At 29.4% G+C, this 21,829-nt stretch carries 21 protein-coding genes; 6 read left to right on the forward strand and 15 right to left on the reverse strand.

Going from position 1 to position 21,829, the window contains the following annotated elements; translation table 11 throughout:
- Positions 1 to 43: 43 nt before the first annotated feature.
- The 4 genes from I4V16_RS06040 to I4V16_RS06055 all read right to left on the reverse strand — a co-directional run bounded on the left by I4V16_RS06040 (position 44) and on the right by I4V16_RS06055 (position 3,207).
- Positions 44 to 784, reverse strand: coding sequence for a class I SAM-dependent methyltransferase (locus I4V16_RS06040; RefSeq protein WP_099329955.1), 741 nt, complete (start codon positions 782 to 784; stop codon positions 44 to 46).
- 78 nt (positions 785 to 862) lie between these two features.
- Entirely contained in the window at positions 863 to 1,225 is a 363-nt protein-coding gene (locus I4V16_RS06045) for a hypothetical protein (RefSeq protein ID WP_099329954.1), read from the reverse strand.
- 140 nt (positions 1,226 to 1,365) lie between these two features.
- A complete protein-coding gene (locus tag I4V16_RS06050) occupies positions 1,366 to 2,616 on the reverse strand; it encodes a S41 family peptidase (protein ID WP_207745414.1) in 1,251 nt (416 codons plus the stop codon).
- Positions 2,617 to 2,628: 12 nt separating this feature from the next.
- Entirely contained in the window at positions 2,629 to 3,207 is a 579-nt protein-coding gene (locus tag I4V16_RS06055; RefSeq protein WP_195966581.1) for a hydrolase, read from the reverse strand.
- A 142-nt stretch (positions 3,208 to 3,349) separates the two neighbouring features.
- Here I4V16_RS06055 and I4V16_RS06060 point away from each other — a divergent pair, with 142 nt between their 5' ends.
- Positions 3,350 to 3,850 (forward strand): HD domain-containing protein, encoded by a 501-nt coding sequence (locus I4V16_RS06060; RefSeq protein ID WP_099327510.1) that lies wholly within the window; start codon positions 3,350 to 3,352, stop codon positions 3,848 to 3,850.
- 494 nt (positions 3,851 to 4,344) lie between these two features.
- Here I4V16_RS06060 and I4V16_RS06065 read toward each other — a convergent pair whose 3' ends face one another.
- From I4V16_RS06065 to I4V16_RS06090, 6 genes are all read right to left on the reverse strand, one after another.
- On the reverse strand, positions 4,345 to 7,239 hold the full coding sequence (locus tag I4V16_RS06065; RefSeq protein ID WP_195966582.1) for a cellulose binding domain-containing protein: 2,895 nt from the start codon (positions 7,237 to 7,239) through the stop codon (positions 4,345 to 4,347).
- Between the two features lie 312 nt (positions 7,240 to 7,551).
- The gene (locus I4V16_RS06070) at positions 7,552 to 8,088 is read right to left on the reverse strand and encodes a flavodoxin domain-containing protein (protein ID WP_207747064.1); all 537 of its coding nucleotides are present in this window, start codon (positions 8,086 to 8,088) and stop codon (positions 7,552 to 7,554) included.
- A 23-nt stretch (positions 8,089 to 8,111) separates the two neighbouring features.
- Positions 8,112 to 8,696, reverse strand: a complete 585-nt coding sequence (locus tag I4V16_RS06075; RefSeq protein ID WP_195631415.1) for a TetR/AcrR family transcriptional regulator — start codon at positions 8,694 to 8,696, stop codon at positions 8,112 to 8,114.
- 424 nt (positions 8,697 to 9,120) lie between these two features.
- On the reverse strand, positions 9,121 to 9,525 hold the full coding sequence (locus I4V16_RS06080; RefSeq protein WP_049178300.1) for a hypothetical protein: 405 nt from the start codon (positions 9,523 to 9,525) through the stop codon (positions 9,121 to 9,123).
- Positions 9,526 to 9,691: 166 nt separating this feature from the next.
- Complete coding sequence (locus I4V16_RS06085) at positions 9,692 to 10,033, reverse strand: zinc ribbon domain-containing protein YjdM (RefSeq protein ID WP_049178299.1); 342 nt, start codon at positions 10,031 to 10,033, stop codon at positions 9,692 to 9,694.
- Between the two features lie 69 nt (positions 10,034 to 10,102).
- Entirely contained in the window at positions 10,103 to 10,990 is an 888-nt protein-coding gene (locus I4V16_RS06090) for a LysR family transcriptional regulator (RefSeq protein ID WP_049178298.1), read from the reverse strand.
- A 112-nt stretch (positions 10,991 to 11,102) separates the two neighbouring features.
- Between I4V16_RS06090 and I4V16_RS06095 the strand changes: the two genes are divergently transcribed.
- Entirely contained in the window at positions 11,103 to 12,296 is a 1,194-nt protein-coding gene (locus I4V16_RS06095) for a coenzyme F420-0:L-glutamate ligase (protein WP_027097763.1), read from the forward strand.
- Positions 12,297 to 12,348: 52 nt separating this feature from the next.
- Here the strand turns inward: I4V16_RS06095 and I4V16_RS06100 are convergent, their stop codons facing one another.
- The 3 genes from I4V16_RS06100 to I4V16_RS06110 form a co-directional block, all read right to left on the reverse strand.
- Positions 12,349 to 13,944, reverse strand: coding sequence for a beta-N-acetylhexosaminidase (locus I4V16_RS06100; protein WP_049178297.1), 1,596 nt, complete (start codon positions 13,942 to 13,944; stop codon positions 12,349 to 12,351).
- Between the two features lie 150 nt (positions 13,945 to 14,094).
- Positions 14,095 to 14,685, reverse strand: a complete 591-nt coding sequence (gene plsY, locus I4V16_RS06105) for a glycerol-3-phosphate 1-O-acyltransferase PlsY (RefSeq protein ID WP_049178296.1) — start codon at positions 14,683 to 14,685, stop codon at positions 14,095 to 14,097.
- A 71-nt stretch (positions 14,686 to 14,756) separates the two neighbouring features.
- Positions 14,757 to 15,389, reverse strand: a complete 633-nt coding sequence (locus I4V16_RS06110; protein ID WP_049178295.1) for a pentapeptide repeat-containing protein — start codon at positions 15,387 to 15,389, stop codon at positions 14,757 to 14,759.
- Between the two features lie 176 nt (positions 15,390 to 15,565).
- Here I4V16_RS06110 and I4V16_RS06115 point away from each other — a divergent pair, with 176 nt between their 5' ends.
- A complete protein-coding gene (locus I4V16_RS06115; protein WP_049178294.1) occupies positions 15,566 to 15,892 on the forward strand; it encodes a hypothetical protein in 327 nt (108 codons plus the stop codon).
- A 66-nt stretch (positions 15,893 to 15,958) separates the two neighbouring features.
- Here the strand turns inward: I4V16_RS06115 and I4V16_RS06120 are convergent, their stop codons facing one another.
- Both I4V16_RS06120 and I4V16_RS06125 read right to left on the reverse strand, forming a co-directional pair.
- Entirely contained in the window at positions 15,959 to 16,645 is a 687-nt protein-coding gene (locus tag I4V16_RS06120) for an ABC transporter ATP-binding protein (RefSeq protein ID WP_099329948.1), read from the reverse strand.
- A gap of 6 nt (positions 16,646 to 16,651) precedes the next feature.
- On the reverse strand, positions 16,652 to 17,812 hold the full coding sequence (locus tag I4V16_RS06125) for an FtsX-like permease family protein (RefSeq protein ID WP_049178292.1): 1,161 nt from the start codon (positions 17,810 to 17,812) through the stop codon (positions 16,652 to 16,654).
- A gap of 156 nt (positions 17,813 to 17,968) precedes the next feature.
- On the opposite strand from I4V16_RS06125, the gene I4V16_RS06130 reads away from it, so the two are divergent.
- The 3 genes from I4V16_RS06130 to I4V16_RS06140 all read left to right on the forward strand — a co-directional run bounded on the left by I4V16_RS06130 (position 17,969) and on the right by I4V16_RS06140 (position 21,616).
- Positions 17,969 to 18,670: a response regulator transcription factor gene (locus I4V16_RS06130; RefSeq protein WP_243282789.1), complete on the forward strand. Its 702-nt coding sequence runs from the start codon at positions 17,969 to 17,971 to the stop codon at positions 18,668 to 18,670.
- A complete protein-coding gene (locus I4V16_RS06135; protein WP_049178290.1) occupies positions 18,660 to 20,033 on the forward strand; it encodes a HAMP domain-containing sensor histidine kinase in 1,374 nt (457 codons plus the stop codon). The genes I4V16_RS06130 and I4V16_RS06135 overlap by 11 nt, the downstream gene beginning before the upstream one ends.
- 125 nt (positions 20,034 to 20,158) lie before the next feature.
- On the forward strand, positions 20,159 to 21,616 hold the full coding sequence (locus I4V16_RS06140) for an IS1182 family transposase (RefSeq protein WP_055185269.1): 1,458 nt from the start codon (positions 20,159 to 20,161) through the stop codon (positions 21,614 to 21,616).
- The last annotated feature ends 213 nt before the right edge of the window (positions 21,617 to 21,829 follow it).

Here is a 21,829-nt window from a genome sequence, read left to right on the forward strand (position 1 = left end):
ATATTATCTAATTTATATATTTTTTTCAATCTAATATTTTTATTTACCTAATTTTCTTTTTTGCTGAAACTAATAGCATCATAGGTCTTCGTAATTCATCTTCCATTCCAGGAATTTCTTTCAACATATTTTCTTCAGGCTCTGGTTCTACTACATTTGTTATTTCAAATCCTGCTTTTATCAAGGTATTAAGATATGTTGTTAAAGTTCTATGATACTTAGTAACATCTGCCCCTAAAAAATTAGCATGTCTCAATCCTTCATAAAAATATCTATCAACTGGCCAATGAAGTATTTCTCCCTCTTCTCCATAATACCAATCTTGTGTTCCATGTGCAGTAAATATTGGATGCTCTACTGAGAAAATAAAGTCACCATTTTCCTTCAAGAGGCTATATACCTTTTTACAAACTTCATCAAAAGATTTAATATAGTGTAATGCTAAAGAACTAATTACTACATGGAATGAATTTTCTTCAAATTCTATATCCTCAATGGGTACTTTAATATACTCAATAGCTTTAGAATCCGTCATCCTTTTAGCCTCATCTAACATTTTTTCTGATATGTCTATTCCTATTACTTTGTTTGCTCCATGCTCCTGAGCATATCTACAGTGCCACCCAAAGCCACACCCTAAATCTAATACATCTTTATCTTTAAAATTTGGCATCATCTTTTCTAATTCATGCCACTCTCCAGCACCCTCTAAACCTTTTACAGATCTAAGCATTTTCTTATATTCATTGAAAAAGTCTATATCATCATATTTATTTTCCTTCATACTTAACACCTCAATTTGTATTTTAAGTATATTCTAACATAAAAATGATATGCAAGACTTACCTTCGCACCTTTATATCTAGTCATTTCTTTCACTATAATTTAATTTTCCACCCATATATATATTACTATCTTCAATATATTCACTTCTATATCCATATAACAATATCTCTTCATATAGCGTTGTCTCAATATCATTAGTATTAACTTTAGTTAGTATATCTCCTACATCATTAGTATTTTCAATAGACTTTATGTTTATTAATTGGTACATCGTGTTTACATCTTCTACTGAAAAACTACTAAATCCATAATATTTTAGCATTTGTAAAATAAACTGAATCTGCTCATAAAAAGACATACACCTAAAGTTAATTTTGCTATATTTACTATTACATGCGAACTTTATTTCATTTAAGTTTAAATTTACCCAACCCTTCACAATTACACCTCTTATCTTTTTCTAACACCCCTACTTTTACCACCATTTTAAGTTTTGACATATCCTTAAGTATCCATACACTAACACCAAAAACAACCCATAAAAAAGGACCATGATTATTTATTCCATAGTCCTTTTTACTATTTTAAATTTTCAAGTTCTAACACCTTTTGTATACATTCATCATCCAAGTAATTCTCCTTCTTTCTGGCAATTGTAACTTCATAATCTGGAATAGTTTTATATTCCTCATTACATGTTCCATCAGAAGTTGTTCCTAGTTCTTTTGACATTCTAAATATATACCCACTATTAGGCAAAGATATCAAGACTGGAGCGCTACCAATTCCATCCCCACCTGTTGTCTTCCCTATCAATGTAGCAAAACCAGATTCTTTAGCAAAAACTGCAAAGGTTTCAGCAGCTGAATATACTACGTCATCCACTAACAAATATATATTTCCTTTAAAATCAACTGAATCATTAGGATTTATTGTAATTGTAATCTCATCATAATACTTAAATTTCTCCTTTACTTCAGGAGGAATATTAGAAAGCTTATCTACATCTAACTTATCTATAGTTTCATATGGATTCCCTTCATCTTTTTCAAGAGCTGAAAGATATTCTCTTATTATCTCTCCATCCTTCATAAAGTTATATTCTGTGTGGCTATATGGTTTATTAATCAATTTTGGTACAATTAAATCCATCCAATAAGCTGATCCTCCACCTCTATTCCCTCTTATATCAATAATTAAGGCTTCATAGTTCTTTATTTTATTAAAATAGGTATTAATCAAATTCCTATCCCTATCTAATTCATAGTAATTTAACATTGAAGGTATTGTTATATATCCAACCTTGCCCTCAATAATATCTTTTACTGATGCATTATTAGTATTATTTAACTTGATTTCTTCCTTGCTTATTTCAGACATCTCATTTAATTCCTCTTCAGTAATACCATATCTACTTAAGACTTTATCATTATTAATGACATTTAACTGAGCTCTTAGCCATCCATAACAATTACTGTAAAATTTATACATCGCTAATAATTCTTCTTTTTCACTAATCATATGTGTATGCCTGTTATACAACCTTGACACCATAATATTTAACAATTCTAAATACTCTTCATCATTTTTTGTTTCTTTAGCCTTTTCTAAATATTCTTCCTTATGGCTAAGCCAATCTATACCTGTAAGCCTTTCATTAACCTCTAAAAAAGGATAATTCTCTTCTATAGTTTTATAAAGATATTCAACTTCTTCTACCTTCTCCTTCTTAGAAAGTCCTGTAGACTTCCCACTCTCATTTAAAATTAACAATAAAGGAGTGATTAATATTATTAATATAACAAATATCTTTCCCCATCCTTTTTTCATACTTCCCCCTAATTATACTGTAATTTCTTCATTAACTCTTCCTTCACAAGATCTCATAGCCATAATTGTCATTTCCATAAGCTTCTCTAAGTCCCATCCTAACATTTCAGCACCTTGTCTTATAACATCCCTTGAACAACCAGCTGCAAATTTCTTATCCTTAAATTTCTTCTTTAAGCTTGATACTTCCATATCCATAACACTCTTTGATGGCCTCATTCTTGCTGCTGCACCAATTAGCCCTGTTAATTCATCAGTTGCAAAAAGAACCTTTTCCATTTGATGCTCAGGTTTTACATCAACTGTAATTCCATAACCATGACTACATACTGCATGTATTAATTCATCGCTTACCCCTGCATCTTTTAATAGTTCAGGAGCTTTAATACAATGTTCATCTGGATACATCTCAAAATCTATATCATGCAAAAGTCCTGCCATTGCCCAAAAGTCTTCCTCTTCCCCATATCCTAGTTCTTTTGCAAAGTATCTCATTACCCCTTCAACAGTTAAACCATGTAATATATGAAAAGGTTCCTTATTATATTTCTTTAACAAATTTAATCCTTCTTCTCTAGAAATTGTGTTCATTACTTTCCCTCCTAAAACTTTGTATATATATAATTTTAGCATTTAAATTTTATAATACAATAATTTACTATTTGTTGAATATTATCCATCATTGTATTATAATTAATCCCATTAAATTCATTTTGTGAATAGGAGAAGACATATGAACAAAGAAGCTAAACTTATGCTTTCAGCACTTAATTTTGAAGAAGGTCATAACCGTAGAAGCAATCACATTTTAAAAGTCTATGCTCTAGCAAAAACCATTGGAGACTGTGAAGGTCTTTCAGAAAAAGAAAAGCTAGTACTACATGCCTCAGCTATATTACATGATATAGGGATAAAAATTTGCAAAGAAAAATATGGAGATGCAAGCCAAGAACTTCAAAGAAAAGAGGCTCCCCTATTAGCTCGTGAGTTCTTAAAAGATGCTGGATATGAAGAAAAAGCAATTCATAGAATACTTTATTTAATAAAGATGCATCACAGCTATGAAAAAATTGATAGAATGGATTTTCAAGTTTTAGTTGAAGCTGATCTTATGATTAATGTTTTTGAAGAAGGATATTATGAGATTAGTTTGGATAGGATGAAAGAAATTATAAAAACTAGAACTGGCAAAGATTTATTACATAATTTTCTTAAGACTAAATTGATATCTTAAACATAAAGCTTGCTCTCCTTAACTAATTTATTGGTTATATTCCTTCACAAAGAAAAAACTAGTTTTCTAGGTTTTTCTTTTATGATAAATAAAGACATGCTATCTTATTCTATACATCTCTTGTTTATATTAGCTTCACACAGATGTCAAAAATAAAATTCACTTTTCTTATTTAAATACATCTCATGTTAATGTTAATCCATTGAAAAAAGCCATTCCATAAATCTATTATCTCCCTGATCACTTATTAATTCAAACTTCACATTTTTTTACCATGTAAATGAATATTGCGTATAGTTTTTCTTCTTTCAACTCCTACCACTGTAATATCAATATTTTCAAGATTTATCACTTAAAAATCACTTGGTAAAATTGCTCTTATTAAAGTTCTCAAAAGAAATTGTTAAATCATATAATTTTGGCCTTCTGCATTTTCTAAATTTAAATAATAAAAAGAGCTTATACTAAATCACACTTTAGTATAAGCTCTTTTTCTAATTCACTTTTACATTATATATATTTAAGTTATTTACGTTACCTTCACATCCACCAAACAAAACAAGTTTTCCGCCTTTAGGTATAACATTATTCCATGATTTTGGTGTTATAGTATAAGTACTTCCATTCTGTGTGAAGTTCACATCTGGAATAGAATTTATCTTTTTATCAAAATCAAAACGCAAAGTCCAATCTACTAAATCCATATCTGTATTATTAAATATAGTAATTTGAAAGTTTGCACCTGTACCCCAGTCAGCTGTTGTAGCATATTCAACCTTTACTCCACTTTCAACTACTGTAGGATTACAATTTACAGTTATCGTATCGCCCTTAGTTGTAGCATCTTTATTAATTAAATCCACTCTATAAACATATGTGCCTTTAATCTTATTAGTAAAATTAACATTAATTACTTGTGAAAGAGTTGAAACATCTCCTGTTTTTATAATTTTGTCATCTTCATACAAATTGTAGGAAGTAGCATTAGACTTTTCAGGTATAGAAATAATTAAGTTATAATTACCATCATTAGAACTTTTATCAACTTCTAATGTAGCTTTTAGTGGAACATCTATAGGTGGAACCACATTATTACTTACTTTTACTGTTATAATTTGACTTGTACTAGACGCACTTCCATTAATAAGCTCAGCCTGATACATATAAGTTCCAGTTGGCTTATTTAATATTTCATGCATTATTGTTGTTTCAGATGTAGTAACAGAGCCATCCTTTATAACTTTACCATTTTCATATAGCTTGTACTCTTTAGCTTTAGAATTTGATTGAATTTTAACACTTAATGTATAATTACCATTACTCTCCAATGATGATGAAGATATCTCTGGACTTAATGGCTTTTCATCAGAAGGTGTTGGTGGATTTATTGTACTATCAAGACTTAAAGGATTTTTCAAATATCTTTGTGCTTTTGTAATCCACCAATAATTATCTGGGGCTGGTGATCCAACTGCATCAGTACTTGCATTAACGCCAGCACCAAATAAAATTGAAACCACACCAGCATCTTTGGTCTCTTCCATATGGTCTCCCCAAGTAATTTTATTTCCTTCTACCTTTATTTTTGAATCATTAGCAAGATTTTTACTAAAATATTCTTTTCTTGCATCAGAACTAGCATTAAAAGTATCTCCAAATAAATAAGTTGGTGCAGAGTCCTCATAATTTCCTACAGCGTTGGTTAAATCATCAAATTTGCCTCCATTATATGGGTTAGGCTCTTCACTACTATTTAAGTGCCCTACTGGAATTTGCCATAGAATAACTGGTTTTTCTGTAACCTCATGTAAAGTCTTAGTATATAGTAAATAGTTATTCCATATATCTGCATTCCACAACCATTTTGACCCTTCAGGATTTGTTGCTGCGTTGTCTTCATATGCACCATCTAATCCATATTTATCAATAGATATAAAGTCAGCATCATATGAAGTAATTCCAGCTGATTTATAGTAATCTGCAGTTTCTTGAGCAACTTGTTTTATAAACTGTCTACCATTATCCCAGCCAATAAACTCTGTTTTATGAAGTAAACCTTGGTTAGGTATTTCTGTACTATCATAAGACCAAATATTAAATTGCCATCCAAAATATGCATTCTTATACTCTTTTCTTACTGTGTAGTTTATAGATTCTACTAATCCCTTAACTGAATTTTCAAATGTAGGATCTTTTCCTTTTTCAAGGACTCCTGAAGTGTATGCTGTATCCACTAGTGCACTTATTGTTGATGGATCTTTCTTATTCTGCTGCATCATATAACCTAAAAAATCAGGTTCAAAAATCATCCCAACAGTTTCGTCACCTGCATACTCATTACAAATATCTAAAAAGAATTTCAAATCTTTGTAATATCCCTCCATATATGCTTTGTCATTTATATGTTTTAAATCTAATTCATAACTTTCACCACTATCTGGTATATTGTAATAAACAAAGAATGGTATCATACCAAGCTTTAAACTTTCGCGAATATAGCTTTTTACTCTATCTCCATCTTCTGTTGTCCAACTTCTCCAGCCACCAAATGGTCCTCCATTAACATAAATATATCTTATGTCGCAACGTTTATTAGTATCATTATTACTTGTATCTTTCCAAAAGTTCAAATCATTATCAGTATCCTCTGATACTTGTCCAATTGATAAATAATCTGGCATACCAGGTAAAGATCCATCAGAATTCTTTACTCTAAACCCAATTTGTCTTATATCACCAGTAGATTCATCTACAATTTTAATTCCTGATCTTCCTGCTGATACTCCTTCAACTACCAAAATATTACCATCTTCAATTGAAGCTTTTACAACAGAAGTATTACTTGAAATAACACTAAATTTTGATGAAGTATTTTTCCTATTAGTTATTTTATAACTTTCTTTACATTGAGCAATTATAGTTTGATATTGAATACCTTCATTATCAACTTTATCTATAATAATCTTAGCCTCTCCATCTTTTCCTACTCTTACCTCAAGTACATCACTACAAGTACTTCCATAACTATTTATAAACTCTGTATAGTAACTGTAAATGCCTATATTTTGTCTTCCTCTTACCTCTAGAACCTTTGATTGAACTGCCGGTGTACCATCTGTTAACTCACCTTCAGAGATAACCCTATACTCACCATTAATTCCATACCTCTCATAAAGCTTATAGCTTGTTGCATTATTTCCATAATACATGTTCATTGTAATGTTGTAGTCACCATCATAATCAACTCCATACTGATCAGATGACAATGTTGGTTTTCCAGGTACTCCCGAAGCCGAAGCGCTGGTTAGTTTACATGGCATTAGTGTAAAAAGTATTCCTAAGAATACTACAAAGGCTGCCATCCTTTTAATTCTTTTTTTAATATGCATAGCATATTCCCCCTTTATACCTTTAGTATTTTTATTCACCAACATTTTGGTAAATATTGTATACAATTTATATTTTAAAAACTATTTTGTTCATATTCAAGTTCTTTTCAGAAAATTCACACAATATTTCCCAAGCTACTTTGTGATTTTATGAAGAATAAACTTTATGAGCATTAAAAATTGAAGCTATCACAATTTAATTGCAATTATGATTTCCTAAATATAAAACAATAAGCCCTAGAAAAATTCTAGAGCTTCCCATATTTATATATTGGTATATTCATATATTTACAAAAACATATATTTATATATTTATTTGTTTATGCACTTTTCTATAAAGCTTTTCATTACATCCTCTTGTCCCTTAGACACTTTAATACCTTCAACACTCTTTGCTCTAGAAGCTTTACCTTTCAGCAATTCTAGTTCCTGCTTTTCATCTAGAGAACCTCCAACAGAATAAACGATAACATCCTTACCTTCTAAAGGAGCATTATCCATATATTTTTGTAATGGCTCTGATACTGTTCCCATATAAACAGCACTACCAAATACTAAAAGATCATAATCATCAACATTATAATTCAATTTTGAGGATGGATGATTTATAACTACAGTGTATCCATTTTTATTTAACTCTTCAGCTAATGCCATAGTAATATTAGTAGCAGTGTCATGCTTTGATTTTTGATATAGCACTAAAGCCTTCTTATCAGTGTCTCCATTTAATATCTTTTCATTTGGACTTAATTCTTTAGTGTTAAGATTTAAGTAGCTCTTGAAAAATAACATAGCTACAATAAACAGTACAGCCAAAATCCCTAAAATAATTAAAATAATCTTTCCCATTCTTTTCAATTCCCTTCTCTCCCTTATTTTTTTAATCCACCAAAAATTAATGATGTTTGAACCTTAAATAACTCTTCCGCTTCTTCCATAGTTATACTCTTAGTTTTACTCATAATTAAATTGAATCCTAAAAATGAACTCCAGATACAAAGGGCTGTTTTCTTAACATCTACCTTTTTGATTTCTCCAAGCTCTATCCCCTTTTCAATATTAGCTTCTAGTAGATGAAGAAATTGACTATTCTCTTCATTCTTATTTATAGAATACTTATCCAAAACAATAAGATTGTATCTTTCCCTTTCATTGATGGCCAATTCCATTATGCTATGAAAAACTCTAGTAGTATTCTCTATAAATCCCCCATTTGGCTTTAGCGCTGCTAAGATTCTTTCTTTCATCTCTAAGTTTGCATTTTTTTGAATCTCATCAATTATTTCTTGCTTATCCTTAAAATGATGATATATAACACCTGTTGTATAATCCATCCTATCACTTATTTTTCTAACTGTTAGAGCTTCAAATCCTTCTTCTATCCCTATTTCCATAGCTGTATCTAATATCTCTTGCTTAATACGTTCACTTCTCTTACTTTGTCCTTCTCTTCCCATTTACTTCCCCTCTTTTGGTATCATAATTATTTTTAATAACACTGTTATGTTTTAATGTTACCATTATCTTCCACGCACTGCAACATTTATTTTATAAAAAAGAAGAAACACAAGCAGTGTTTCTTCCACATCCTTTTTACCTTATCAATTTTATCCTATTTATCTTGATTATCTTGTATCTTTTTACCTCTTTACCTTCTTCTCTTTTTACCTCGATTGCCTCGATTCCTCTTCCACCAAACTCAAATCAAAATAAAAACTATATTCCAGGAATAAAACTCTAAGCCTACACCCCGAACCATATATTTTAGAAATTCTAGCGACAGCAGAATTTCCTCCTCATCTATTTTATCCTAATTATCTTGATTATCCTAATTATCTCGCTTATCTTAATTATCTTATACCTCTTTACCTACTTACCTCTTTACCTATCTTCATTATCCAAATTAATAGTTCCGTAATTTCCCTCTTCTTTTACTTCTTCAAAATCTACATTCTTAACAACAGTACTTTTTTTAGCATCTGTACCTTTTGCCTTAACAGAACTTATCTTTTCACTAATTTCGTCTCCAATATTTTTGCAGATTTTACTTCCTGATTCTACTGCATTATCAACCACATCTAATGAACTATCAGCTATTTTACTTGCACCACTCTTAATATTAGCACCAAGTTTCTTTCCCATGTTTTGATATTTTTCCTTGCTCTCTGGGTTATCATCAATCTTTTCTGCTATTGCACCAACAGCATCAGCCCCCAGTTCAACACCCACCTTAGCAGCAGTTCCAACAACATTTATTGTCTTCTTTACAAATTTACCTAACCCCATATTCATCACCTTTCAAAAAATGTACTTTATATTATTATATTCCAAATTACACCTTACGTTAAAGAGTAAAATGTATAAAATTCAATTAATATCTCTATTTTCATCATTTTATGTATATAAAACAAAAAATTAACTGGACATCTGTTTTGTCCAGTTAATTTTTATACTAAAGTTTTTTAACAAATTCAGATTTAAGACTCATAGCACCAAATCCATCAATTTTACAATCTATGTTATGGTCACCTTCTACTAATTTTATGTTTTTAACCTTAGTTCCCTTTTTTAAAGCAGATGATGCACCTTTTACTTTAAGGTCCTTAATTATTGTAACAGTATCTCCATCACTTAAAATGTTTCCATTAGAATCTTTAACAACTAAAACATCATCGCTAGCTTCATTGTTTCCTTCTTTGCTCCATTCATAAGCACATTCTGGACAAACAAAAAGACTTCCATCCTCATAAGTGTATTCAGAATTACATTTTGGACAATTTGGAAAATCGCTCATACTCTACATTTCTCCTTCGTATCTTATATTGAGATTTTATAATATCACAGTATTATATTATTTACAATTCTATATTCCCTTATTAATTATCTCAACAAACTTAGTTGAGGCTATGGACATAGGAACACTTTTCAAATGACAAATACCTATACTTCTTCTTGGAATATCTTCTTTCAACTTCACTTGGTATATCATGCCTTCTTCTAAATATTCCTTAGTAAATTCTTTTACAACACATGCTACCCCTAAATTTATCTTTGCAAATTCTAAAAGTAAATCATATGAGCCAAGTTCAAACTCTGGAGATATTTTAACTCCCTTAGAAAGCAAAAACTTTTCAACATACTTTCTTGAATTAGAATTAGGCTCTAAAAATATTAAAGGGTATTTACATATCTCATTAAATTCTATACTTTCTTTTGATAGATGTTTAAACTTTTCTCCACATATAAAAATATCTCCTACTTCAAAACAAGACTTTGATTCAATTGAAGGATCTTCTATTGGAAGGTTACATATGGCAATATCAATATCTCCTGATTTTAATAATTCACAAAGTTCCAAGGTTGTACTATTGTTGATTTTGAACTTTATATTAGGATATTTATTATGAAACTTTTCTAAAAAAGGTACTAGAAAATATTTAGATATTGTATCTCCTACCCCAATCTTTAATTCTCCAATTGCAAGATTTTGAAATTCTAATATCTTTTCTTCCCCAAGTTTTATCAAATTCATTGCTGAATTAATATATTCAAATAATAAACTCCCCTCATTAGTAAGAGACACTCCCTTAGGAGTTCTATTAAACAATCTTATATCTAACTCTCTTTCAAGGGCCATTATAGCTTGGCTAACAGCTGGTTGTGTCATATACAATTCTTTAGCTGCTTTAGAAAAGCTTTTACTTTTTACTACTTGGCTAAATACTTTATATAAATCTAACTTTGTAATCATATAAGTACTCCTTATACCTACTATTTAATCTATTTATTTTACTTATATCATTATCTAGAGTATATTACAAGTATATGGTAAGATTTATTTTTATTTAAGGAGAGATTATAAAGTGGAAAGAGTAGTTGGAACAGTTGTTAGAGGATTACGTTGCCCTATTATTAAAGAAGGTGACAGCATTGAAAATATAGTTGTTGAAAGTGTATTAAAGGCATCTGAAGTTGAAGGATTTGAAATTCAAGATAAGGATGTAGTTACAGTTACTGAATCAATAGTAGCTCGTGCTCAAGGAAATTATGCTTCAATAGATAATATAGCTAAGGATGTACAAGCTAAATTTGGTGAAGATACAATAGGTGTTATATTCCCAATTCTTAGCCGTAACCGTTTTGCTATATGTTTAAGAGGAATTGCTAAAGGAGCTCATAAGAAAATAGTTCTTATGCTTAGCTACCCTTCTGATGAAGTTGGTAATCACTTAGTTGATTTAGACATGCTAGATGAAAAGGGAGTTAATCCATGGACTGATGTTTTAACAGAAGCAAAATTCCGTGAGCTATTTGGATATAATAAGCATCCTTTCACTGGTGTTGACTATGTTGAATACTACAAGTCATTAATTGAAGAATATGGTGTAGAATGTGAAGTAATCTTCTCTAATGATGCAAAAACAATTTTAAATTATACAAAGAGTGTACTAGCTTGTGATATTCACTCAAGATTTAGAACTAAGAGAATTTTAAAGGCTAATGGTGGAGAAAAGATATACAGCCTTGATAACATATTATCAGAATCAATTGATGGAAGTGGATGTAATGAAGCTTATGGTCTTTTAGGTTCTAACAAATCTACAGAAGACAAAGTTAAGCTTTTCCCTCGTAACTGTCAACCAATAGTTGATAAAATTCAAGCTCTATTAAAAGAAAAGACAGGAAAAGAAGTTGAAGTTATGGTTTATGGAGATGGTGCTTTCAAGGATCCTGTAGGTAAGATATGGGAACTTGCTGACCCAGTTGTATCTCCTGCTTATACTGCTGGCTTAGAAGGAACTCCAAATGAAATCAAATTAAAATACCTTGCTGATAATGATTTCGCTGATTTAAAGGGTGAAGAATTAAAGAAGGCTATATCTGAATACATTAAGAATAAGGATGCAGACTTAGTTGGTAATATGGCTTCTCAAGGAACAACTCCAAGAAGACTTACTGATTTAATAGGTTCTTTATCTGACTTAACATCTGGTAGTGGTGATAAAGGAACTCCTATTATATACATCCAAGGATATTTTGATAACTATACTAAATAGTATAATAATTAAGGGTTAAATTCTCACAATGAGAATTTAACCCTTTTATTTCTTATTTCCAAAGGCTTGGATCTTTATAATAATTAACTCCTTGAAGTTCTAATCTCTTTGCATTTTCTTTCATTCTTTGAATATATTCTCCAGTATTTCTACCTTCTTTAGGAGTCCATCCTATTTCTGCATATCCTAAAACTCTTGGGTAAATCATATAATCCATATCCTCTTGATTTCTCAAGGTTTCACTCCAAAGAGGAGCTTCAATTCCTAAAATCAACTCCTTAGGAGCATAATTAGTAGGATCCCAATCATACCCTTTAATTATTGAAATATATCCAGCCCATTTTAACCCAAGCTTTATATCTTCATGATACTTCATATCTAAATATGATTTTTTAGCTATTGAAATTATCATTTTTAAATTCTTTTCCCTTGCTGATTTATTAGAACCAGACCAGTTTTGAAGAATAAAGTTAGAAGATATATCTTCTGATGTATCTGCTGGATCCCATCCAATTGGAACTTTTCCGTGCTTCTCTACTATTTTAGAAACTCTACCCATAAAATACTTATAATCTTCTTTTGATGTACTATCAGCCTCATCACCACCTATATGAATGTATTTAGAAGGTGATATTTCTGAAACTTCTCTTATTATATCTTCAATAAATTCATAAGTTTTCTCATCTCTACACATTAATGAACTAAATCCAATATCTATACCTGTATAATGCTCCTTCTTCTTACCATCAGCATTTAAAAAACCATAGGAGGCTAAAGCAGCATTTGTATGACCTGGCATATCAAATTCTGGTATAACCTCAATATATCTATCAGCAGCATATTTAACTATTTCCTTAAAATCCTCTTGAGTGTAATAACCACCTTTTCCTCCACCAACTTCACTTTTAGATCCAATATTAGTTAAGTCAGGCCACTTTTTAATTTCTAACCTCCACCCTTGATCATCACTTAAGTGTAAATGGAGCTTATTAATTTTGTATTGAGCCACTAAATCTATCTGCTTCTTTATATCTTCAACAGGAAAAAAGTGCCTTGCTACATCTATCATTATCCCTCTGTACTCATATTCTGGCTTGTCCTCTATTTCTACAAAAGGAATGTTCCAATGATGATTTTCTACAACATCTCTTGACTCTATCTCTACTGGCAATAGCTGTCTTAAACTTTGTATGCCTCTAAATATTCCTTCAGGAGTATATGCAACAATTTCAATCCCTTTCTCTGTTACAGATAACTTATAACCTTCATCCCCTAAGTTTTTTTCCCCATTTACAGTAGTTAATGTTATACTATTATTCATTTCACCTAATGACTTATCAATAATTAGTTCAAAGTCTGTAGATGTTTTAATCTTATCTTTAAAATATTTCCCTATTTTATATATCTCTTCTGTTTCTTCTTTATTATTTCCTTTTACATATATAATTGTATCTTTTGATAATGAAAATTCCCCTTCTCCTTTTTTATAGCTTAAAGGTTTAGGTAAAATATAATTATCTAACTTAGGTGTTTCCTTAACAGCTGGTTCATTATTATCTGCACAACCTATAAAATTAAATATTAGTATTACCCCCAAAAATAAGCATAAAGTTGAAAAAATACAGTTACTGTTGAACTTCCCACTCATAACTTTCCCCCTTGAAATTATTCACTTCTAAATTCCTATTACTTCCATATCACCAATATACACTAAAAGCCTAAAATATTGTATATAATAGTAGTATTCTTAAATTAAAAGCCACCTAAACTTAGGTGGCTTTTACTATACCTTATAAAATTATTTTTCAGTACCATTCATTATTCTAATAATATTGGCTTTATGCCTTACAATTAATAATAGTGCAGATAAAAGTGCTGCAATTGTAATTGTCATATCTGCTCCTGTTAATAAGCAAGTTATTGGCATAGATATTCCAAGAGCCATAGATCTAATAGATACAATTTTAGTAAAATACTTTAATATAAAATAAGTAGCTACTCCTACCACTACTGATAAAGGACTTAATAAAAAGAAAGATCCTAGAGTTGTGTTAACTCCCTTTCCTCCTTTAAAAGATAGAAAAGGTGTGAAATTATGTCCTAGTATAGAAGCTAATGCTACTAATGAAACATATAGTGAATAATCCATATCTACAAGTCCACTTTTATGTATCCCTATTGCTATTGCTACAGGTACAAGCCCCTTTAACACATCTATAACTTGTGTTGCTACTGCCAATTTATGACCTAATACTCTTCTAACATTTGTAGAACCAATATTTCCACTACCTTCAGTTCTTATATCTACTCCCTTAAACTTCTTAGCTAAAATAAATCCTGTAGGTATAGACCCTATAAAAAATGAAGCAATAATACTTAATATTGTCATAAACTCCTCCATCTGTCTTAGTTTTTTCGTCTTATTATAACAAAATTTGCGCTTATAGTCAGTTAAAAATCCTATTTAATTTGCAAATTTAATAACTTTGTTAGATGTAATGCTTGCATTGTTGTAACAATAGCTCCCCTAACATCTTCAATATCTACATTTATACCATCTATATCACAGGAGGTTAAATCCACCTTTTCAAAGGAAGTTTTATTGCAATATGCATTTATAAAACTACTTTCCTCAATTGCTAACTTCTTATGTTTTACCTCTTGGAAGGTTGCCTCTTCAAAATCACTATTTAATATATGCATTCCATTTACTTTTGAAAAAGAGAAATTAGAATATCTTCCTATAGAATCTTTAATTAGTACATCTTTTATATTACTTTCATCAAACCTTGTACCAACAAGCTTACAATTTACAAATTCAACTCTATGAATTCCACTATTACTTAAGTTAACATTTGATAAATCACAGCTTTCAAATCTAGTATCTATTAAATCAAGATTTTCAAAAGAACAATTAGTAAATATAACATTTTTAAACTTGCAGGAATCTATAGTTAATCCTCGTTCATTTTTTCCTTCTATAGAATATCCCTCAACAATCTTACTTACTATCTCTTCTGCATATATGACTTCATCATAAAAATCTTGAACATCTTCTAAATCTATAAATTTAGGCTTCTGTATCTTAACCATATTCCTCTCCTACTATCTATATAAATTCTTTATTAAGCTAGTCTACTTTATGTAATTCCTTAGATATTATACTCCTACAAGGTGTATATGCCAATTATTTATTTTATATTTAACTAGCATTTAAAAGCTATCTATATTATTATTAATTTAAACATTAATTAAAGGTAGGTACAAAAATGAATACATATTTAATAACTTATTATTTAAAAGAAGAATCTCATTCTTGTGGATGTGGATGTGAAGACCACGGTGACCATGATCATCACCACCATCATCATGAAGAACGTGATGACTATGAAGTAACAGCACATATAAAAACATTAGGAGCATGGGCTCATTTAATGCCTACAAGTTTCTTAGTAAAAACTGATAAGAATTCTGAAGAAATAGTTTCATTCTTAAAAGACTTCTTAGAAGAAAGAGATATGATTTTTGTAAATAAAATTGATAAAGAAGATTTAGCTTCACTTACACCTGGTGTTGTAGAGTGGATTAGACAGTAAAATTAGAGAGGGTATTTATTTTGATTGTTCCATTCAAAATAAATACCCTCTCCTCTTATAATAAAACTAATTTAAATAATCCTTTATTATATTCCCATCTAATACTTCTATAACTCTATCAGCCTTTTCAGCTATTCTATTATCATGAGTTATTATTACAAAGGTTGTATTATACTTTTTATTAATATCTCTAAGTAGATTATATATCTCATTAGTTGTATTTGAATCTAAATTTCCTGTTGGCTCATCTGCCAAAATTATTTTAGGACTATTTATTAACGCTCTAGCTATTGCTGCTCTTTGCTGCTGTCCACCAGATAAATCTGTAGCCATGTTATTTTTAACTTTAGTTAATCCAACTAAATCTATAAGCTCATTAGCTCTTTCTAAGATTTCCTTATTTACTTTCTTTCCAGATATAGAATAAGGCATTAATATATTTTCAAGGACTGTAAATTCAGGCAAAAGATAATGAAACTGAAATATAAATCCTAGTTTACTATTTCTTAAATCAGCAAGTTCATTCTTGTTCATGCCTTCTACATTAATACCATTAATATAAAGTGTTCCACTACTTCCTTTAGATAAGGTTCCCATTATGTTTAGCAATGTACTTTTACCACTTCCACTTTGTCCTATAATAGAAACAAATTCTCCTTCATTTATTGTTAAATCTGTATTATTTAATACCTTAGTCTTTACTTTTTCTCCATATACTTTTGTTATATTTTTAAGCTCTAATGCACTCATGATTTCCTCCTAATTGTTTCTTATAATGTCTATTGGATCTAATTTAAGTGACTTTTTAGCTGCTATTATTGAAGCTAAAACTGCTGCTAATATTGAAATAATTATACTCATTAGAATAAATCCATAATACATATTTCCTGGAACTAATGGACTTCCATCAGATGTTTTAACCATAACTGTAAATATCTTAAATAAGGTTATTCCTAATACCCCTCCAGCAAATGCTCCAACTACACCAAAAATTAATCCTTGAAGTATAAAAATAGCTGCTGCACTTCTGTCCTTTATTCCCATTGCCTTAAGTATTCCTATTTGCTTTGACTTTTGAATAACTGAAATAGCTAACACTCCAGCAATGCTCATAGTTACAGATATTATAATAAATACTTGTATTGTAATACTTGATGTCTTCTGTCCACTTAACGCATCTAATAAACTTTCATTGTCCTCTTTCCAATTTACAATATCTAAATCACTAGGAATGTAGGAAGATATATTTTTACTAATTTCATCACTTTCAAAAACATAATCATTATTAATCTTCATTTCTATAGAAGAAACTTCCCCCTCTTTAGAGAAAATCTTTTGAGAGTTAGTTAAGGTTGTAATTACCCATGAATCATTCATTCCCTTTACTTTTAAGTCAACTATGCCAGTTACCTTCACCTTCTTTTCCCCAATGCTAGGAGATGAAAACACTAATTCATCATCTACTTTTAAATTTAAATCTTCACTTATTCCCTTACCAATTAGCACTTCATTTTCATTTTCAGGAAACTTTCCTTCACTTATTTTATTAGTTAAATCATAAATATCATTTTCTTTAGATAAATCTAGTCCTCTAACTAAAATTGATTTATTAGAATCTCCTTCTTCTACTATTGCAGGATTATCTAATACACCCATTATATTAGTAATCTTATCTTCTTCTTTATCTTTTATATTAGCTATAATCTCATGATAATTAGATATTCCCTTATCCTTTGAAGAAACTGTTATCTGAGAGGTATTACCTATTGTTTTATTTAACAAATTATCATTTAAGTTATTAATAAGTAACCCTAAGAATAGCTGTACTGTAACTCCTAAAGCAATACCTAATGCTATTAAAATTGTTTGAGCTTTATTAGACTTTATAAATCTATAAGCTATTTTAAAATTATTTCTCATTGTTTTTCCCTCACTTTTTCTTTTGTCACTACTACTTTAATGGAGAGATATTTATTCTAAATAAAAATGGTCTTAAATCCATCTTAATTAATTTACTTAAATATTTTAGGAAAAACTATTTATGTTATAATTTATAAAAAACAAAGGATGATTGAAATGAATAAAATTTTATTAATAGATGATGAAATTGAAATTTTAGATATTTTAACTACTGTTTTAAAAATGGAAGGCTTTAAGCATATCTATAGAGCAACTTCAGGAAAGGAAGGAATAGAACTATTTAGAAAAGAGAATCCTGATATAGTACTTTTGGATATAATGCTTCCAGACATTATAGGATATGATGTTTTTAAAGAAATAAGAAAAATAAGTGAAGTTCCAATACTATTTCTTTCAGCAAAATCAGAAGAAGTAGATAGACTTCTAGGCTTCGCCCTAGGAGCTGATGATTATATTACAAAACCTTTTAGTGCAAGAGAAGTTGCTTTTAGGGCTAAAGCTCGTCTTAGAACCTTTAGTAAAACCAATATAAATGATAATAAAGTAATTAAATTTGATAATATAGAAATATACAAAGATAAAGGAACAGTATATAAGGATGGTAAACTTTTAGAATTTACTGCAAAAGAGTTAAAGCTTCTTTTATACTTTATTGATAATCCTAATAGGATTTTAAGTAAAGAGATGATTTGTAATGAGGTATGGGGAGAAGATTTCTTTGGATATGATAATACTATAACTGTTCATATTAGAAAGCTTAGAAAGAAAATTGAAAATGATCCCTCAAATCCTAAATATATAACTACAGTAATAGGACTTGGATATAAATTTATAAAGGAGGGTAAAAATGATATTTAAACCTTCATTAAAGTTTATAGTTTCTTCTATAATTGCAATAATATTAATTTGCATAACAATAGGACTATATGATGTAAGTGTTAAACATAGCTTTACTTCAAACTATTACCCTTCTGACTTTATTAATTCATTTAAAACACATATACATTTAGGTGATAGTAATAATATTTATGTAGATTCCGAAGGTTTAGCTTTACTAAATAGCAATGATGTAAAACTACAAATACTAGATAAAAATAATAAGGAAGTTTATAGCTATAATAAACCAAAGGACTATCCAACAGAATATAATAATGAAATCTTAATTAATCTATATACCAATCCAGATCAAACCATGTTTTTATTTACCAATTATTTCCAAGGAAATGATTATACTACTCTTTTGTTTTTTAATCCTAATAAAGTTGAAAGATTAATATTTGCTTATAATAAAGACCAATTAATTAAAGCTCATAATTTTCCATTGTTTATAGCAATAGTTATAATTTTTATTCTACTTATTAGCTGTATATATTTAATACATATTACACGTCCAATTAAGAGGTTAGTTGATAGAATTAATAATCTATCCAAAGGGAAATATTCTATAGAGAATGTTGGGAAAGGAATATATTCAGATGTTAGAGAAAGCCTAAATATACTTTCAAATAGGTTGTATACTAATGAACTTGAAAGAAATAAACTAGAAGAAATGAGAAAAGAATGGATTTCAAATATATCCCATGATATAAAAACTCCCTTAACTTCAATTAGGGGAAATGCAGAAATAATGTCTGTAAAAGATTATAAAATTAATGATGAACAAAGAATTAGGTATTCCAACATAATTATTAATAAGGTTGATTATATTAAAAATTTAGTTGAAGATTTAAACCTTTCCTCCCATCTTAAGGATAAGAACTTACTATTAAATAAAAAAGAAGTTAATATTATTTCCTTAATAAGACATGTAATAATAGATATAATGAATGATGATAAATTTAATAATGGCTCAATTAATTTTACTTTTTATGAGAATGACATAAAGATTAATTTAGATGAAAACTTAATTAAAAGAGTTTTTATTAATTTAATTATAAACTCCTTCCTTCATAACGACTATAAGGTTAATGTAGAGGTAAAGGTTGAAAGAATAAATAAGTCTAGGGTAAAAATTGTAATAGAAGATGATGGCAAAGGTGTATCTAAAAAAGACTTAAGATACATTTTTGAAAGATATTATAGAGGCACTAATACTTCAAGCCAGATAGAAGGTTCTGGATTAGGTATGGCAATAGCTCATGATATAATAGAAGCACATTCAGGAGCTATTTATGCTGAAAGTATTCAAGGTAAAGGAATGAAATTAACTATACTTTTATAGACGTAAGAAAAGAACTGCCTAAGGCAGTTCTTTTCAGACTGCTGACAAAGTGTCAGCAGTCTTTATTTTCATGTAAATTTATTATAGAATCTCAACGTTATAATTTAAAATTTCAGGAGAAAATTATGATTCACGAGAGAGAAAAAGTTCAAAATTCTATGGAAATAGTTATGCTAGAGCAATTAGTTCCACAAGATCATATTTTAAGGAAGATTGATAAATATATAGATTTTTCATTTATAAAAGATTTAACCTATGATTTGTATTGTCATACAAATGGTCGACCAGGTGTAGATCCGGTTGTTTTGTTTAAAATGCTTTTTATAGGGTATTTATTTGGAATTCGCTCCGAAAGGCAGCTAGTAAAAGATATTGAAGTTAATTTAGCATATAGGTGGTTCTTAGGATATTCTATAACTGAAAAGATACCAGATGCATCTACAATAAGTAAAAATAGAACTAGAAAGTTTAAAGGTAATAATATTCCACAAAAGATTTTTGATAACATAGTTAAACAAGCAATAGATAAAGGTTTTGTTGGAGGAAAAATACTATATTCTGATTCAACGCATATAAAGGCTAATGCAAATAAGAGAAAATTTGAAAAAGTGGAAGTCGAGATCACTCCAAAGGAGTACCTAGAGCAGTTAGATAAAGATGTTAATGAAGATAGAATAGCTCATGGAAAGAAGCCTCTCAAAAAGAAAGAATATATTCCGACTAAAAAAGAAATTAAGAAAAGTTCAACTGATCCTGATAGTGGCTATATGATGAGAGAGAATAAACCAGAAGGTTTTTTCTACTTAGATCATAGAACTGTTGATAGTAAAAATAATATTATAGTTGACGTACACGTTACCCCAGGTAACGTTAGCGATACCGACCCTATTTTAAAGCGACTTGATAGGATAACTAATACTTTTGACTTTCCAAAGAAAACTAAATATATTGGCCTTGATGCTGGCTATTCTACTAATCCTATTTTTAAAGGACTTGTTGATAGAAATTTAGTCCCTGTAGTTGCATACAGACGATCACCTCATAAAAAAGGAATGTTTACTAAGAATAAGTTTGTATATGATTTTGATAAAGATATTTATATTTGCCCTAATAATTTTGCTCTTATTTATAAAACTACAACTCGTGAAGGTTATAAAGAATATAGATGTTTTGAAGAAATATGCACTAATTGTCCACTAAGAGATAAGTGTATTAGTGAAAAAAGTAAATATAAAATAGTAAGGCGTCATGTATGGGAAGATCATAAAGACGATAATAAAAACTTTTTAAAGAGTGAAAAAGGTAAAGGTATATATAAAAGAAGAAAAGAAACAGTTGAGCGAAGCTTTGCGGATTCCAAGAATCTCCATGGGCTTCGCTATGCGCGTATGCGCGGAAATGAAAATGTTCGAGAACAATGTTTGCTAACAGCAGCTGTTCAGAACATGAAAAAGATAGCTACTAAGCTATTTTCTAGATTTAAAGAAATCAATATTGATTTTCTATGTTATTTAGAAAAATACTTATACAATTTTTCATTAATTTATACCTACAATTATGCAAGAAAAACCCTCTGTTTTTAACAGGGGGTTTTTCAACAAACTGAAAAGGGGCTGTATCAAAATAAATTTGATACAATCGGATAAAAAGAAAGAAGAGAATTCATGAATTTGAATTCTCTTCTTTTCGTATAATATTAATATGAAAAAAAACAATATTATACCTATTCACCAAATAGGTTTCCCAATAAGTTTCGAAAATATTATACCTGATGATGATTCGGTAAGAGTGCTATA

Origin of the sequence: Clostridium sp. 1001283B150210_160208_E6 (assembly GCF_015669365.1) — a bacterium.
GTDB classification, from domain to species: domain Bacteria; phylum Bacillota; class Clostridia; order Clostridiales; family Clostridiaceae; genus Clostridium; species Clostridium paraputrificum.